The organism is Ruegeria sp. R8_1 (assembly GCF_017743815.1).
GTDB lineage: Bacteria > Pseudomonadota > Alphaproteobacteria > Rhodobacterales > Rhodobacteraceae > Ruegeria > Ruegeria lacuscaerulensis_A.
In genome coordinates, this window is sequence record NZ_JAGHRL010000001.1 from 743,158 (window position 1) to 759,379 (window position 16,222).

Here is a 16,222-nt window from a genome sequence, read left to right on the forward strand (position 1 = left end):
ATTAGTCGAAAGGCAATTAGAATGGGCGGATTTCTAGGAGGGATGATCGCAGGTGCGGTCGTGATAATGCTGTTGGGAGCGGCGTTGTCTCTAACCACGCCCCTGTCACGCAAACCCGTTGTTGCGGATGTTGCACCCGAACCTGCACCAAGCGAAGTACCCGAGGTCGAGGCAGACAAACCCGAAGCCATTGCGGATGCCGATTTGGTCACTTTGCCCGCGGCAGAGCCTGAACCAACCGATCAACAAGCAGATACGCTGGCAGGGCTTTCCGAAATTGAAGAGGCTCCGGATGATCAGCCGCAGGTCAACGAATCCGCGCCTGTTGTCGAAGAGGCAGCCGTTGTCGAGCCTGATGAGGTGGCAGTGACGAGTGAGGCACCTGTTCAGCCGCAAGCGCCTGCAGTTTTGCCAGATACGCCTATTGCCGAAGGGCAGCCCGAGTTGATCGAGGAGCCCCCAGCTCCTCCAGCCCCGGAAGTCGCTGCACTAGAAGTACCTGTCGAACAGCCCCAGCCTGAGTCTGTCGAGTCGGAACCAGACCAATCCCAGGCTGTCGAGTCGGAACCGGCCCCTGACTTTGAACCGGAAAGCACAGAAGCAGAGCCTTTGCCGGAAATTGCCGCGCTCGAGCCGAAGGAAGATTTGCCTGAAGAAAACCCCATCGCGGTCGAGGGTGATGAAACGGATCTCAACCGCTCTCTGCCGCGCATCGCAGCCGTTCCACAGATCGGTGGCGACCAAAACGGCGCAGGGGGTTTAACGGTTGGTCGGCGCGTTGTCCCGCTGACCGAACGGGACAACGCTCTGGCTGATCAGGACGGATCAGGTCAGACTGCGGTGCCGGGAAAACCGATCGAAGCCTATGCGGCCAAATTCGATAACCCCGACGCGAAACCGCTGATGTCAATTATCCTGATTGATGACGAAGGCGCTTATGGCGCCGAAGCGTTGCAGGATTTCCCGTATCCGATCAGCTTTGCCGTCAGCCCGTCCGATCCCGAAGCCGCCGACAAGATGGCCAGACATCGCTCTGCAGGTTTCGAGGTTCTTGCGATGGCGGATCTTCCTGAAACCGCCAGTGCGCAGGATGCCGAGGTGTCAATGGCCGTATGGTTGCAGACCTTGCCAGAAACGGTCGGTATTCTCGAAGGGGTCGAGACAGGCATTCAGGGCAATCGCAAGCTGGCTGATCAGGTTGCCGCTATTGCTGCCGGGACAGGCCGTGGCTTGATCACCCAGGACAACGGCCTCAACACGGTTCAAAAGCTGGCTGCCCGCAATGGGACGCCGTCCAGCGTGATTTTCCGAGACATAGACGGCGCACGTCAGGACCCAAAGATCATGCGCCGCTTTCTGGATCAGGCCGCATTCCGGGCCGGGCAGGAGGGGTCGGTTGTCATGCTGGGACGGTTGCGCCCTGACACCATCTCGGCCTTGCTTGTCTGGGCCCTTGAAGACCGGGGAGGGCGTGTGGCCATGGCACCGATTTCCGCCGTCATGAAACAGGCCGTCCAATAAGCCCGTATGGCTGGCCGGTTTGGCCAGCCGTTTGATCAGCTGTTACCCGGTCCCGTAAAGCGCGCAGCATCAGCAGCCGCACGTCGGATGGCATTGGACTTGTGCACGGTCTCCATGAATTCCGCCTCGGGGTCGCTGTCATAGACAACACCGCCACCGGCCTGAATATACAGCTTGTGATCTTTCACAATCGCTGTGCGCAGGGCGATACACATATCCATGTCTCCGCCTGCGCTGAAATATCCGACCCCGCCGCCATAGACACCGCGCTTTTCCGGTTCCAATTCGTCAATGATCTCCATCGCGCGGACCTTGGGCGCGCCTGAAACCGTGCCTGCAGGCATCCCGGCAAAGAACGCATCAAGCGCGTCTTTATCTTCGGCCAGTTCGCCGACCACGTTCGACACAATGTGCATCACGTGGCTGTAGCGTTCGATGATGAATTCTTCGGTGGGTCGCACGGTGCCGATCTTAGCCACGCGGCCCGTGTCATTGCGGCCCAGATCCAGCAACATGAGATGCTCGGCCAGTTCCTTCTTGTCGGCCAGCAAATCGGCTTCGTTTGCCTTGTCTTCCTCGGGGGTCGCGCCACGGGGACGGGTGCCTGCAATGGGGCGGATCGTGACCTCATTGCCAAAGACACGCACCAGAATCTCGGGGCTGGCGCCCACGACCTGAAAGCCGCCAAAGTTGAAGTAGAACATGAAGGGCGACGGGTTCGTGCGGCGCAATGACCGATACAGCGCAAAAGGCGGCAGCGGAAAATCCTGCGTCCACCGTTGGGCCGGAACCACCTGAAAGATATCGCCTGCGCGGATATAGTCTTTGGCTTTCTCGACCGCTTCCATATAGCCCGACTTGGTGAAGTTCGAGACAGGCGCGGCCACTTCGGATGCGTCGCCCAGATCGCGGGTTTCGGCGGGCATGGCGCGTTCCAGATCGCGAACGGCATCCATCACGCGCTCGGCCGCTTGGGCATAAGCCGCTTTGGCGGACTGACCTTCACTGACCCATGCAGGGGAAACAACGGTCACCTCACCTTTGACGCCGTCCAGAACGGCCACGACCGAGGGACGCAACATCACCGCATCTGGTAGCCCCAGAGGGTCAGGGTTCACGTCTGGCAGATACTCGACCAGGCGCACCATGTCATAACCCAGATAACCAAACAGCCCGGCGGCAGCCTGTGGCAGATCATCGGGCAGAGCGATCCGACTTTCAGCCAGCAGTGCCCGCAAATTATCCATCGGGTTGCCATCCTGAGGCTGGAACGCCTCGGGGTCGAAACGCGCCGACCGGTTCAGCTCGGACACGTCGCCCTGGCAGCGCCAGATCAGATCCGGTTTCATACCAATGATCGAATAGCGCCCGCGTACCTCTCCGCCGGTAACTGATTCCAGCATGAACGCGTCTTTTTGTGCGCCCGTCAGCTTGAGCATCAGGGACACGGGCGTATCCAGATCAGCCGCAAGGCGCGTATAGACTACCTGATTTTCGCCAGCCTCGTAGGCGCGGGCGAAACTGTCAAACTCAGGGGTAAGGGCCATCTTGGTCTCTTTTAATAGCTCGCCTGAACGGCATTCAGGGCACGCTGGTCCACGGTTGGTCGGGCACGAACCTGCGCATCGCGGACAAAAGCGTCGAAAATATTCTGTGCCAACGCCTGGTCCAACTGCGCGGCAAGGGCCTCTCGGGCTTGTCGCAGTTCGTCTGTGTCATCGGGGGGCAGCAGCTCTTCCAGACGGACGATCAGGGCAGTGCCCTCACCGGAAACAACACGCAGTTCGCCAGGCTCCATTTCAAACACCTGAACCATGAAATCGGCAGGAACATCTTCAAGGAATGCTGTACGCGTCAGGGCGTTCTCGACCCGGAAAGGCAAACCCGTTGCGGTGAAATCGCCATCGCCTTCAAGCTGCTTAAGGACAGTTGCGGCTTGTTCCTCCAGCGCCTTGTTCGTCTCGGCCTGAGTCCATGCGGCGATCACGCGGTCGCGCGCGCTGTCCAGCGGTTCGGGGCGGCTAGGCAATTCTTCATTCAGGCGCATCGCAAAGATCGAACCGTCTTCCAGGAACGCGACCTCGGGGAAATCGCCCTCGTTCACGGCTTGTGCAGCAGTGCGAAACCCATCATAGGCCGCAACCCCGTCCTCACTTTGCGTGGTCCAGTCGATCTGACCCAGTTCCATCTCGGTTTCGCCGACCAGCTCTTCCAGCGTGGCACCACCTGCCAGCAGGTCGTTGATGTCTTCGGCTTGCGCCTCAATCTGGCGGCGCGCGCGATCTGCGGCCAGCTCTTCGCGCAGGGCCGGAGCCGCGTCTTCGAATGAGGTGTTGTTTTCAGCCAGCGATCCATTGATGCGGAACAGAGCCGGCCCCAGAGAGGACGGAAGCGGGCCGACCACGGCGTCCAGATCGGCGGCAAAGACGTCGTCGGCTGCGTCCCCCAGATCGTCGCGGGTGACGTCGCCTAAATCAACATCGCTCAGTTCAAGCTCGCGCTCACGCACCAATTGCTCGAAGGTTGTTCCGCCAACCTCAAGCTGGGCTTTGGCGGCTTCGGCGGCGGCTTCATCTGCAAAGGGCAGGCGTTCGACAAGACGGCGTTCGGGCTGCAGATATTCGTCAGCGCGCTGGTCATACAGACGGCGGACCGAGTCTTCGTCGACGTCTACACTGTCCAGCAACATCTCCGGAGAAAGGATCGCATATGTCAGCTTTTTGGTGCGGGGCAGGGTGAACAGATCCCCGTTTTCATCGTAATAAGATTGAATTTGCGCGTCTGTTGGTGCTGCAATCGGCGCTGCCAGTGCGTCCGGACCCAGCGTTGCCACTGTAAAGCTGCGTCGCGCGCCAACAAAGTTCATCATCGCATCCGTCAGGGTTTCAGGCATTTCGATACCACCCATGACCGCACCCTGAACGATGGTTCGAGCCGACTCTTTGCGCAGGTCGGATTCGAATTCGGCATCGGACATTCCGACCTGATCCAGTTGGAATTCATAGGCGTCGCGGTCAAAGTTCCCGTCGATCCCCTGAAAGGCCGGGATTGCGACAATTTCCTGTTGCAGGTTTGCGTCCCCGATCGAGATGCCCAGCTGCCCAACTTCATTGTCGAGCGACGCCAGCGCCGTCAGGCGCGACAGTGCCAACTGATCCAACCCGAATTCATGTGCCTGCGCGATTTGCAACGGTTGACCGGTCTGTTGTTCCACGGCGCGGATTTCGCGTTGCAGCTCGCGGACATATTCATCGACCGAGACGCTTTCGTTCCCAACCTGTGCGACTGTGCGCACTGTGCCGGACAAGCTGGTTGCGCCAAACCCTGCGAGCCCCAACATCAAAAGGCCCATGAGGATCCAGACAAAGGTCTTCGATAGCTTTTTTACGCCTGCGGCCATGGTGCCCTCTTGTTTTGTGGCAAAGGTCTGCCCTGTCGGTTGCGGCCCTGAATACGATGCGCGCCGCCGAGGGGCAAGCTCAGAAGGTCAACGCTTCGAGCCGGTCGAACAATTGCGCCAGTCCGGCGCGGTTCAGGTTGGCAAAAGCCACTCGGACTTGCTGCTTTCCAGCCGGGTCTGTGCCGGGCATGAACATCGTTCCCGGCAACAACAGAATGCCTGCCTCGGAAACCAGTTTTTGCGCCAATACGTCCGAAGGTATGTCGAACGGGTGTTCGAGATAGGCAAAATAAGCGCCCAGCCCCAACAGGCGCCAGCCTTTTGAGGTCAGGCGCGGCAGCATCTCTTGTATGGCGACACGGCGGTCAAGGATCTCATCCCGTTCGCCCGCGACCCACTGGGACAGGTTTTGCATTCCCCAGAGCGCCGCAAACTGCCCCATCTGGCCGGGACAGATGGCGACCGTATCCAGAAACTTTTCGATTTCGGCCAAAAGGTCGGGGCTGGTCGCGATGGCACCGACGCGGTGGCCGGTCAGCCGATAGGCTTTGGAAAAGGAATACAGGTGAACCAGCGTTTTATCCCAGTCGGGTTGGCTGAACAGGCGATGCGGCGGACCGCTGCGGCTGTCGAAGTCGCGGTATGTTTCGTCGACCAGCAGCCGGATGCCGGTTTCGCGGGCGAGGTCGTAAAAGGCTTGGACCAGATCGGATGGATATTCCACACCGCCGGGGTTGTTCGGAGTAACCAATGATATTGCGCGTGTTCGATCCGTGATCAGCGCTCGGGCGGCGCCGGGGTCAGGCAGAAGGTCGTCATTGGTTTGCAAGTCGACCGCCGTCACCCCGGCCATATCAAGCCACATTTTATGATTGAAATACCATGGGGTTGGCAGGAGAACCTCATCCCCTTCTTCAGTCAGCGCCGAGATCGCCGCGGCGAAAGCCTGATTGCACCCCGAGGTGATCGCCACCTGGGATGGCTGTACTTCGGCGTCATAGTGCTGGCTGATCTGTGTCGCCAGCGCCTCGCGCAGGTCAGGATTACCCAGAACGGGGCCATATAAATGCGCTGAATCTGTATTGACCGCGAAATCCGCCATTGCCTGACGCAAGGCCAGTGGCGGCGGGTCAACAGGGGCCGCTTGGCTGACATTGATCAGGGGGCGGTTTTCGGGGAAGTCCACGCCTTCAAGCCAGCGACGCGCCTCCATGACCGGAGGAGGAAAAGTGGCGCTGGTGCGGGTCTGTGTCATGGCGTGGCTGCATTTTGCGAGGCGTTGCCTCGCATTCCCAAGTATTTTCGGCGGAAGAGGCTACGGATCAGTCCGTGCCGCGATAGGGCTCGACATATTGCAGGGCCATATCCCAAGGGAAGAAAATCCAGGTATCCTGGCTGACCTCGGTGATGAATGTATCCACCATCGGGCGGCCCTTGGGCTTCGCGTAAACGGTGGCAAAATGCGCGTTTGGGTACATCGCACGCACCAATTCAAGCGTTTTTCCACTGTCGACCAGATCGTCAACGATCAGCACGCCGGTACCATCGCCCATCAACTGAGCATCGGGGGCTTTCAAAACCTCCGCCTCGCCTTGTTCCTGGTGGTGGTATGAGCGAACACTGATTGTATCGACGGTGCGTATATCAAGCTCGCGGCTGACGATCATAGCAGGCGCCATGCCGCCGCGAGTGATTGCGACCACAGCGCGCCACGCGCCGTCATCGGGGCCTTGCCCGTCCAGACGCCAGGCTAAAGCACGGGAGTCACGGTGAATCTGATCCCAACTGATATGAAAGCCTTTTTCATGGGGTAGGCGGTCTTTGGCGCTCATCGGTGTTAGCCCTTCTCAACGTCTGGTGCATCGACGGCCTTCATACCGACAATGTGATAACCCGAATCCACGTGCAGGTTTTCACCGGTCACGCCAGCGCTGAGGTCGGACAACAGGTACAAGGCCGAATTGCCAACATCGTCGATGGAGACATTGCGACGCAGGGGCGAGTTATACTCGTTCCACTTCATGATATAGCGGAAATCGCCAATGCCGCTGGCGGCCAGCGTCTTGATCGGGCCGGCCGAGATTGCGTTGACGCGGATACCGTCTTTGCCCAGATCTTCGGCGAGGTACTTGACCGACGCTTCCAGTGCCGCCTTGGCTACACCCATGACGTTATAATGCGGCATGACCTGCTCGGCCCCGTAATAGGTCAGCGTGATCGCGCTGCCGCCGTCGGTCATCATCTTCTCGGCGCGTTGCATCACCGCTGTGAAAGAATAGACCGAAACGTCCATGGTGAGTTTGAAGTTGGCACGAGACGTATCCACGTACCGACCGCGAAGCTCGTTTTTGTCCGAAAAGCCAATGGCGTGAACTACAAAGTCCAGTTTTCCCCATTTCTCTTCAAGCGCCGCAAACAACGCGTCAATCGACTCTTCGTCACTGACGTCGCAAGGCAGCACAATCTCACTACCAAGCTGAGCGGCCAGAGGGTCAACTCGTTTCTTAAGCGCGTCGCCCTGATATGAGAATGCAAGATCGGCCCCCGCGTCGGACAATGCGCGGGCAATCCCCCATGCGATTGATTTGTCATTGGCCAGTCCCATGATGAGGCCGCGCTTGCCGGCCATCAACTGATTTGACATGTTCGGTTCTCCGCCTGTCCTTCGCATTATGTCTGGATGGTTTATGCCATTGGATGGCCTGCATCAAGGCCGTGTGCTCTTGCTCGTGGCGGGTTCTGGCCGTAGTGTGGTTAACAAGAGTTTCCAGGGGATGGAAATGAGTGAAAGAGACGGCATTTTTGCTGGCACCGATCCGTTTGAAATCGCGACTCGGTGGCTGGAGGACGCCAAGGGCAGTGAACCAAATGATCCAAACGCGATTGCCTTAGCAACCGTGGACTCAGATGGCATGCCAAATGTGCGGATGGTCCTTCTCAAAGAGATCGAGCGGGATGCGTTTGTGTTCTATACAAACTATGAAAGTGCAAAGGCAGCAGAGCTGGACAGCGCTGGCAAGGCAGCTTTCGTGATGCATTGGAAATCTTTGCGGCGTCAAATCCGAGTTCGTGGTACAATTACGCGTGAAACCGGGCCGCAGGCTGACGAGTACTATGCGTCCCGCTCACTCAAAAGTCGTCTTGGGGCCTGGGCTTCGAAACAGTCACGCCCCCTGAGCAGCCGATCGGCCTTAATGGCTGAAGTTGCAAAAGTTACGGCAAAACTGGGTCCGAACCCTCCGCGTCCGCCGTTTTGGGGCGGATATAGGCTGGAACCAAACGAAATAGAATTCTGGGCCGATGGTGCGTTTCGGCTGCATGACAGGTTCCAATGGCGGCGCGATCAAGCGGGCTCTGGGTGGCAAGTGCAAAGGTTGAATCCATGACTTTCGCGTATCGTGAAATGCAACACTCAGAGATCAAAGGGTTTTTTCGGCTTGAATTTGTGTGCCAATCCCATACACATCGGACCCTTAACAAATTGAAAAAACTCGCGATGGAAACACCGTGCCAGAAGATCTGAACAACATGTACCGCGTTCGCGGGCACGTAAAATGGTTCGACCCCGCCAAAGGTTACGGGTTCGTTGTGTCTGACGAAGGCGGTCCTGATATTCTGTTGCACGTGAACGTGTTGCGTAATTTCGGGCAAAGTTCAGTGGCTGATGGCGCGGGTATCGAGATTATGACTCACCGCACCGATCGGGGTGTTCAGGCGGTTGAAGTGATCAGCGTCGATCCGCCTGCGCGAGCCGACTCAATGATGTTGGCGGACTTCGCGGAACTTGACCCGGCTCAGATCGCCCAAGCGCCACTTGAGGCGGCACGGGTCAAATGGTTCGACAAAGGCAAGGGATTCGGGTTTGCCAACGTCTTTGGTCGCGGTGAGGATGTGTTTCTGCATATCGAGGTACTGCGTCGGTCAGGTTTGGCCGACCTTCAACCCGGAGAAGCGCTTGCGATGCGTGTCATCGATGGAAAACGCGGACGTATGGCGGCTCAGGTCATGGCCTGGGAAGCGGCGCTGGACGACTGAATCACCATGAAAGGGCGGCTGGCGGTTCTGACAACGATTGCAGTTCTTTGGACGACTTCAGCGTTTGCCGCATGCAGCCCCGACCGGGTCACACTAAAAAATGACAAATCCCAGGTCAGTTTCGATATCGAGCTGGCTGTAAGCCCTCAGGAAAGAGCGCAGGGTCTTATGTTCCGCGAGTCTTTGCCCCAACGGGCTGGGATGATGTTTATTTTCGATCCGCCTCAGCCCGTCGCGTTCTGGATGAAAAACACGCTGATTCCTTTGGATATGATTTTTTTGGATCGCAGTGGGTCGGTTGTACATGTCCACAGCAACGCCATTCCTGGCGACCTGACTCCGATTGAGGGGGGAGATTCGGTCTATGCGGTTCTGGAAATCAATGCAGGGCTGGCCGAACGTTACCTGATCACGCCCGGAACTCAGATGCGGCACGAAGTTTTTTCACAAGGACCTGCAATTTGGCCCTGTTAGGGCTTTTCAAATCAGAACAGCGCGTTTAGGAAGGCGCACGGTCCGGGGCGTGGCGCAGTCTGGTAGCGCACCTGTTTTGGGTACAGGGGGTCGTAGGTTCGAATCCTGCCGCCCCGACCATTTCTTCTTACAATGTTGGTGATCCACCCATTGCCTGATAGAGCGCAATTAGCGCTTTATCCAGAGTCTTGCTTTCAACCGGCACCTGCACGGGCGGACCTGTCCTTTGGGGGACATTAAAAAACACTTCGGCATCGATCCTATAGCCAGCAGTGTTTTTGGTCGATGTCAGGCGCATGACGCTTTGAGGCAAGTCCTGAGGATATCCCTCGTAATTGAGAATTAGATAAGCGGTCGTGTCCGGAGGCAAAAGCTCGGTGCATTCGAACACTTGATTCCCGACCCGTTCGAACTGCTCTCCTGGACCGCTACAGCTGACTTCGAACGTATCAAACAGACGCTTTGGATAGTCTTGAAACTGTGCGCTGCGGGTTGGAGTGGGCACATCTTGTGCTGTGCACGCCACGATCAGGCCCATAAGGGATAGGATTCCAAGCCTGGGTATCAATTCCTGTATCCTCGATCTAGCGTTTGGCGCGGTATGCCCGGATGTGCTTGCCCGAAATGGGCTGTGCTGATTCTGTTTCAGTTTAAATACCTTAACGCAGGTTTATCAAATGCCGATAACTGTGCCGGAAATCACAGTTAATTGCGCATTGGATTTAGTCGGCGACTGACCAATACCGGTGGATGAACTTGTGGAGGAATCGGGAAACACCCCGTTTCACGACGACGTTACTACCCGGTCAACAAAAAAGATTTCAAAAATGACGGAAAAATGACGTTGACGATCTATGGCTGAATACGCCAAATTGTATGGGCCGAATGTGGTGCTACTAAATCTGGTAGAAAATCCAGGGGGTGGCACAGGGCGAGGGTCGGAACGCACATCATAGTTACGTGCAACCGTTGAAACGGAATTTCGTTGCCATCGGCAGCGAACGGTTCCTTGCGCCCGATTTTCTGGCACGGCCAAAGGTTCGCTTTTTCGAACTTGAGGCGACAAGGACAAGTGATTGAATCTAGGGCGGCGGACATGAAGATTGACAGAAAATTCACCAAATCAGGACAGGACGCTTATGCGGAGTTGGACTTTGTTTCGGCAACGTCAGAAATCCGTAACCCTGATGGTACGATTGTTTTCCGTCTGGACGATATCGAAGTGCCCTCCAGCTGGAGCCAGGTGGCAAGCGATGTCATCGCTCAGAAGTATTTCCGCAAGGCGGGTGTTCCGTCCAAGCTGAAGAAGGTCAAGGAAAAGGATGTACCTGAATTCCTGTGGCGCTCGGTTCCGGCGGATGGCGCGGAATTCGAAGGTGAGACTTCGTCCAAACAGGTTTTCGACCGTCTGGCAGGCGCATGGGCCTATTGGGGTTGGAAGGGTGGCTATTTCTCGACCGAGGAAGACGCGCGCGCCTACTTTGACGAGATGCGCTATATGCTGGCGACCCAGCGCGCCGCGCCGAACTCGCCACAGTGGTTCAACACCGGTCTGCATTGGGCTTATGGCATCGACGGCCCGGCGCAGGGGCATCACTATGTCGACTATAAAACCGGCAAGCTGACCAAATCGAAATCCGCTTACGAACATCCGCAGCCGCACGCGTGCTTCATCCAGTCCGTCGATGATGATCTGGTGAACGAAGGCGGCATCATGGATCTGTGGGTGCGCGAGGCGCGCCTGTTCAAATACGGCTCGGGCACCGGGACCAATTTCAGCCATCTGCGCGCCGAAGGTGAATCGCTGTCGGGTGGCGGCAAATCCTCGGGCCTGATGGGCTTTCTCAAGATCGGCGACCGCGCCGCTGGCGCGATCAAATCAGGCGGGACAACCCGTCGAGCAGCAAAGATGGTAATCGTCGATGCAGATCACCCCGATATCGAGCAATTCATCGAATGGAAGGTGATCGAAGAGCAGAAGGTGGCCTCGATCGTTGCCGGATCGAAGATGCACGAGAAGATGCTGAACGGCATTTTCGGGGCCATCCGCTCGTGGGACGGTGCCGCCGATGACGCCTATGATCCGAACAAGAATGACAGCCTGAAAACCGCGGTGCGCGAGGCCAAAAAGGTCGCAATCCCCGAGACTTACATCAAGCGGGTGCTGGATTACGCGCGGCAGGGTCACGACAGCATCGAATTCCCCACCTATGATACGGACTGGGATTCGGAAGCCTACAGCTCGGTCTCGGGTCAGAACTCGAACAACTCGATCCGCGTGACCAACGCGTTCCTGACCGCCGTTGAGAAAGACGCCGATTGGGAATTGATTAACCGCACCGATGGCAAGGTCGCCAAGACGGTCAAGGCGCGCGATCTGTGGGAAAAGGTTGGACATGCCGCATGGGCCTGCGCCGATCCGGGCATCCAGTTCCACGACACCGTCAACGAATGGCACACATGCCCCGAAGATGGAGAAATCCGCGGCTCGAACCCGTGTTCGGAATACATGTTCCTGGATGACACGGCCTGTAACCTGGCGTCGATGAACCTGCTGACCTTCCTCAAGGATGGTGAGTTTCAGGCGGCGGACTACATGCACGCCTCACGTCTATGGACCCTGACGCTGGAAATCTCGGTGACGATGGCGCAGTTCCCGTCGAAGGAAATCGCGCAACTGTCTTATGACTTCCGTACTTTGGGTCTGGGTTATGCCAATATCGGCGGTCTGCTGATGAACATGGGCTACAGCTATGACTCGGATGAGGGCCGGGCGATTTGTGGCGCGCTGACTGCGATCATGACGGGTGTGGCTTATGCGACCTCGGCTGAAATCGCCGGTGAGCTGGGTGCTTTCAAAGGTTATGAGCGTAACGCCGACCACATGCTGCGTGTCATCCGCAACCACCGCCGCGCCGCGCAGGGTGTGACCGAGGGGTACGAGAAGCTGTCGGTCAAGCCGGTGCCTCTGGACCACGGCAACTGCCCCGACAAGCGTCTGGTCGATTTGGCCATGTCGGCCTGGGATGAGGCGCTGAGCCTTGGTGAGAAGAACGGTTACCGCAACGCGCAGGCCACTGTGATCGCGCCGACCGGCACCATTGGTCTGGTGATGGATTGCGACACCACGGGGATCGAGCCGGACTTTGCGCTGGTCAAGTTCAAGAAGCTCGCGGGCGGCGGTTACTTCAAGATCATCAACCGTTCGGTGCCGTCGGCGCTGGAGAAGCTGGGCTACTCCTCGGCGCAGATCGAAGAGATCGTGGGTTACGCGGTCGGTCATGGCACCATCGGCAACGCGCCGGGGATCAACCACACCTCACTGACCGGCCACGGTTTTGGCCCGAATGAGCTGGCCAAGGTGGACGCCGCGCTGGAAAGCGCCTTCGACATCCGGTTCGTCTTCAACCAGTGGACGCTGGGCGAGGATTTCTGCACCGGTGTTCTGGGCATCCCGGCGACCAAGCTGAATGACCCGACCTTCGACCTGCTGCGTCATCTGGGCTTTACCCGCGCGGATATCGAAGCGGCGAACGATCACGTCTGCGGGACCATGACGCTGGAAGGCGCGCCGCATCTGAAAGAGGAACACTATTCCATCTTCGACTGCGCCAACCCGTGCGGCAAGAAAGGTAAGCGTTTCCTTGGGGTTGATAGCCACATCACTATGATGGCAGCGGCGCAGAGCTTTATCTCGGGTGCGATTTCCAAGACGATCAACATGCCGAATGACGCGACCATCGAGGATTGCCAGAAGGCATATGAACTGTCGTGGTCGCTGGGAGTGAAGGCCAACGCGCTGTATCGCGACGGCTCGAAACTGTCGCAGCCTCTGGCCGCCGCACTGGTCGAGGATGATGACGAAGCGGCCGAGGTTCTGGAAAGCGGCTCGCCCGCCGAAAAGGCTGCCGTGTTGGCCGAGAAGGTCATCGAGAAGGTGGTCGTCAAGGAAATCGTCCGCTCGCACCGCGAGAAGATGCCCGAGCGTCGGAAAGGCTACACACAGAAAGCCATCGTGGGCGGCCATAAGGTCTATCTGCGGACGGGTGAGTATTCGGACGGCTCGCTGGGTGAGATTTTCATCGACATGCACAAGGAAGGCGCTGGCTTCCGGGCGATGATGAACAACTTTGCCATCGCGGTCTCGGTCGGCCTGCAATACGGCGTGCCGCTGGAAGAGTTCGTGGATGCCTTCACCTTCACCAAGTTCGAACCGGCGGGGATGGTGCAGGGCAACGACTCGATCAAGAACGCGACGTCGATCCTGGACTATATCTTCCGCGAACTGGCCGTGTCCTATCTGGACCGCACTGATCTGGCCCATGTGAAGCCCGAAGGCGCTGCCTTTGACGATATCGGCCGGGGCGAGGAAGAGGGCGTCTCGAACGTATCCGAGATCAGTGAAACAGCCGCTTCCAAGTCATTGGAAGTACTGAAGCAAATCAGTTCGACCGGGTATCTGCGTAAGCGGTTGCCGCAGGATCTGGCCGTGTTCACACCGCAAGCAGATGCGACCGGGATGGCGGAACCTGCCGCCGTGTTCGAAGCGCCTGCTGAAACCGCAGTTGCGACAGGTATGGACGCCCGCACCAAAGCCAAGATGCAAGGGTACGAGGGCGATCCCTGCGGCGAATGCGGAAACTACACGCTGGTGCGCAATGGCACCTGCATGAAATGCAACACCTGCGGTGCGACCAGCGGGTGTAGCTGAGGCAAACGCCCCGTCAGGCGGGGTGTAGGGACCTGGGCTTTCCCCCGAATGCCCGGTCCCGACGAATACGGAAGAAGGCGCCGAGACTTACCGACGATGCCTTTTTCCACTCGGCCGACATGCCCGTGTCGGCCGGGAACAGGGTGGGGCGGAATATTGCTCTTTCCCACTCTCTCACGGGGCGGGTGCGCTCGTCCCATGCGCAGTCCAGGCCGCAGGCAAAAAAACACCGGGCGGTCAACGATATGAGCCTGGATGGCGAAACTTAAAGGGGGCCTCAGCCCCCTTTTTTTCATGTAGTTACGTTGGCAAGTGAATGTTAAATTTCTCGCGAAGGGCCGCGTCCAGCATGGGATCGAACCGTGCGGGTGACGGCGCGGACAAGATTTCCTCTTTCCGGGCCGTGGCCTTGGCGATCAGGTCAGGTTTTCCCAACTCGGCCCATTCTTTGGGTGACGTGCGGTCGCCATAAGTCGGATACACGTAATCCGCCTGCATTCGGCTTAGCGTTGCATCGGTGCCAAGGTAATGGCCCGGGCCGCCCATGCAGACTTCGGCGATCTGGTCGAGCGCCAGCGTTTCATCCGTGACTTCGATCCCACGAACACAGCGCTGCGCCTGTCCAATAATGTCATCCCCCAGGATCAGGCTTTCAAAACAGAAACCCAGCAATGAGGCGTGCATTCCAGCGGCCTCGTACACCATATTCACGCCAGATAATCCCGCCATAACATTCGAGCACATCTGCTCCCAACCGGCCTGCATATCTGGCATTTTCGAGTCCGATGCGCCGGCCGCCGCGCCGCCGGGAAGATCATAGAACTGGTGCATTTGTCCGCATCCGGCAGTCAGCAGGGCTTGCTCGCCCGAGCCTATGGACATAGCGCCGGTTCGCAGGTCCAACCCAAATGGCCAGGTGCCAAAAACTGCAGGCGCGCCGGGGCTTACGGCATTTACATAAACCAGTCCTGCCAGGCATTCGGCGGTGGCCTGTGTGATTGCGCCCGCTATGGTCGAGGGGGCCGTCGCACCGGCCATACCTGCGGACAACAACAGTACCGGCATTCCAGCCTTGATACACTCCTCCATCACTTCGCAGCTTTCGGTGGCGAATTTCATCGGAGGAACAACGAAACAGTTCGAGTTCGATACAAATGGTCGCTCGCGCCACTTATCCTCTCCGCCTGCGATCATGTGCAACATCTCAACCGCTGGGGCGACATGGCTGGGCTCTGTGAACGACGTGCCGATGTGTTTGAACGTGCCAGAGCAGGCGGCGTAGACGGTGTTCAGGTCCATCTCCATGTTGTCCGTGATGTCACGACACACCATAGGGCGTTGAACAAAATGGATATTATCCAGTTGCTGACAAATCCGCGCTGCATCGTGCAGGTCTTGAACGGTCGAGTCCCGATACTCCCGACCGTGGACGTCGACCATACTGACAGCAGCACCCGCGGTGCCATAGTGGACGCGTGTGCCGGCCAGATCGAGATCCATCTGCCCATCGCGGCTGTGCAGGGTAACGGAACGGTTGGCATTGGCAATCGTGTCTTCTACCAGCGCTCGCGGAAAGCGAATGCGCCCGTCGTCGCCCAAGGTGCATCCAGCGCCGACCAGATAGTCAATCCCGCTTTGCGGCGCGTCCGCAAGCCCGATCGTTTCAAGCGCAGTCAGCGCGGCCTCGTGTATTTGTTCAACCTGCCGAGGCGTGAGCGGTTTCAGTGTTCCGCCTTCCAGGCCAGGGCGAACAGGGCGCAAGTGTTCGGGAAGGGCCGAGGCACGGGCCGCGCGACGTGCGGCGCGACCGCCGCTGCGAGAAGAGGTACGGGATTGTTCGTTCATATCAAAGTCCGATTGGTGAGTTGCGAGTGGTCTTAGGGCGGTTCAATCCCGGACTGGTCGCCCTCGGGCCGCGCGACCACGATCCGCACCGATGGTGCGGCTGATCAGCCGGATCTTCCAAACGTCACTGTGCATGCAGGTCCTCACCTTGTAGCGAACAGTGTTCCAAGTCGAACCGGCTCATTCTGTCCTGTTTGCGACTTCGACGACCAAAAGCGAAACAAACCTCAGTTTTT

At 58.0% G+C, this 16,222-nt stretch carries 12 protein-coding genes and 1 tRNA gene; 6 read left to right on the plus strand and 7 right to left on the minus strand.

Features of this window, described 5'->3' with window-relative positions; translation table 11 throughout:
• Positions 1-21 precede the first annotated feature (21 nt).
• Positions 22-1,521 (plus strand): divergent polysaccharide deacetylase family protein, encoded by a 1,500-nt coding sequence (locus J7380_RS03730; RefSeq protein WP_209194538.1) that lies wholly within the window; start codon positions 22-24, stop codon positions 1,519-1,521.
• Positions 1,522-1,556: 35 nt separating this feature from the next.
• Here J7380_RS03730 and trpE read toward each other — a convergent pair whose 3' ends face one another.
• The 5 genes from trpE to fabI form a co-directional block, all read right to left on the minus strand.
• On the minus strand, positions 1,557-3,068 hold the full coding sequence (gene trpE, locus J7380_RS03735) for an anthranilate synthase component I (protein ID WP_209194539.1): 1,512 nt from the start codon (positions 3,066-3,068) through the stop codon (positions 1,557-1,559).
• Positions 3,069-3,079: 11 nt separating this feature from the next.
• Entirely contained in the window at positions 3,080-4,921 is a 1,842-nt protein-coding gene (locus J7380_RS03740; protein WP_209194540.1) for a peptidyl-prolyl cis-trans isomerase, read from the minus strand.
• A 79-nt stretch (positions 4,922-5,000) separates the two neighbouring features.
• Positions 5,001-6,176: an aminotransferase gene (locus tag J7380_RS03745; protein WP_209194541.1), complete on the minus strand. Its 1,176-nt coding sequence runs from the start codon at positions 6,174-6,176 to the stop codon at positions 5,001-5,003.
• Between the two features lie 67 nt (positions 6,177-6,243).
• Positions 6,244-6,753 carry a xanthine phosphoribosyltransferase gene (gpt, locus tag J7380_RS03750; protein WP_170354285.1) on the minus strand — a complete coding sequence of 170 codons (510 nt, stop codon included), beginning with the start codon at positions 6,751-6,753 and terminating at the stop codon, positions 6,244-6,246.
• A 5-nt stretch (positions 6,754-6,758) separates the two neighbouring features.
• Positions 6,759-7,565: an enoyl-ACP reductase FabI gene (gene fabI / locus J7380_RS03755; protein ID WP_209194542.1), complete on the minus strand. Its 807-nt coding sequence runs from the start codon at positions 7,563-7,565 to the stop codon at positions 6,759-6,761.
• Positions 7,566-7,701: 136 nt separating this feature from the next.
• Here fabI and pdxH point away from each other — a divergent pair, with 136 nt between their 5' ends.
• The 4 genes from pdxH (at position 7,702) to J7380_RS03775 (ending at position 9,550) form a co-directional block, all read left to right on the plus strand.
• The gene (gene pdxH / locus J7380_RS03760) at positions 7,702-8,307 is read left to right on the plus strand and encodes a pyridoxamine 5'-phosphate oxidase (RefSeq protein WP_209194543.1); all 606 of its coding nucleotides are present in this window, start codon (positions 7,702-7,704) and stop codon (positions 8,305-8,307) included.
• 121 nt (positions 8,308-8,428) lie between these two features.
• A complete protein-coding gene (locus J7380_RS03765) occupies positions 8,429-8,956 on the plus strand; it encodes a cold shock domain-containing protein (RefSeq protein ID WP_209194544.1) in 528 nt (175 codons plus the stop codon).
• A 6-nt stretch (positions 8,957-8,962) separates the two neighbouring features.
• Positions 8,963-9,430: a DUF192 domain-containing protein gene (locus J7380_RS03770; protein WP_209194545.1), complete on the plus strand. Its 468-nt coding sequence runs from the start codon at positions 8,963-8,965 to the stop codon at positions 9,428-9,430.
• 43 nt (positions 9,431-9,473) lie between these two features.
• A tRNA-Pro gene (locus tag J7380_RS03775) sits at positions 9,474-9,550 on the plus strand.
• A 7-nt stretch (positions 9,551-9,557) separates the two neighbouring features.
• Here the strand turns inward: J7380_RS03775 and J7380_RS03780 are convergent.
• Positions 9,558-9,968, minus strand: coding sequence for a hypothetical protein (locus J7380_RS03780; protein WP_209194546.1), 411 nt, complete (start codon positions 9,966-9,968; stop codon positions 9,558-9,560).
• A gap of 558 nt (positions 9,969-10,526) precedes the next feature.
• Between J7380_RS03780 and J7380_RS03785 the strand changes: the two genes are divergently transcribed.
• Positions 10,527-14,141 carry a vitamin B12-dependent ribonucleotide reductase gene (locus J7380_RS03785; protein ID WP_209194547.1) on the plus strand — a complete coding sequence of 1,205 codons (3,615 nt, stop codon included), beginning with the start codon at positions 10,527-10,529 and terminating at the stop codon, positions 14,139-14,141.
• A gap of 300 nt (positions 14,142-14,441) precedes the next feature.
• Here the strand turns inward: J7380_RS03785 and J7380_RS03790 are convergent, their stop codons facing one another.
• Positions 14,442-15,986, minus strand: a complete 1,545-nt coding sequence (locus J7380_RS03790; protein WP_209194548.1) for a trimethylamine methyltransferase family protein — start codon at positions 15,984-15,986, stop codon at positions 14,442-14,444.
• Between the last annotated feature and the right edge of the window lie 236 nt (positions 15,987-16,222).

What these genes read in the sequence shown, in the direction of transcription:
- gpt (WP_170354285.1), bottom strand. Translation starts at nt 6,753, where the DNA reads ATGAGCGCCAAAGACCGCCTACCCCATGAAAAAGGCTTTCATATCAGT.
- J7380_RS03740 (WP_209194540.1), bottom strand. Translation starts at nt 4,921, where the DNA reads ATGGCCGCAGGCGTAAAAAAGCTATCGAAGACCTTTGTCTGGATCCTC.
- J7380_RS03730 (WP_209194538.1), top strand. Translation starts at nt 22, where the DNA reads ATGGGCGGATTTCTAGGAGGGATGATCGCAGGTGCGGTCGTGATAATG.
- trpE (WP_209194539.1), bottom strand. Translation starts at nt 3,068, where the DNA reads ATGGCCCTTACCCCTGAGTTTGACAGTTTCGCCCGCGCCTACGAGGCT.
- pdxH (WP_209194543.1), top strand. Translation starts at nt 7,702, where the DNA reads ATGAGTGAAAGAGACGGCATTTTTGCTGGCACCGATCCGTTTGAAATC.
- J7380_RS03745 (WP_209194541.1), bottom strand. Translation starts at nt 6,176, where the DNA reads ATGACACAGACCCGCACCAGCGCCACTTTTCCTCCTCCGGTCATGGAG.
- J7380_RS03785 (WP_209194547.1), top strand. Translation starts at nt 10,527, where the DNA reads ATGAAGATTGACAGAAAATTCACCAAATCAGGACAGGACGCTTATGCG.
- J7380_RS03770 (WP_209194545.1), top strand. Translation starts at nt 8,963, where the DNA reads ATGAAAGGGCGGCTGGCGGTTCTGACAACGATTGCAGTTCTTTGGACG.
- J7380_RS03790 (WP_209194548.1), bottom strand. Translation starts at nt 15,986, where the DNA reads ATGAACGAACAATCCCGTACCTCTTCTCGCAGCGGCGGTCGCGCCGCA.
- fabI (WP_209194542.1), bottom strand. Translation starts at nt 7,565, where the DNA reads ATGTCAAATCAGTTGATGGCCGGCAAGCGCGGCCTCATCATGGGACTG.
- J7380_RS03780 (WP_209194546.1), bottom strand. Translation starts at nt 9,968, where the DNA reads ATGGGCCTGATCGTGGCGTGCACAGCACAAGATGTGCCCACTCCAACC.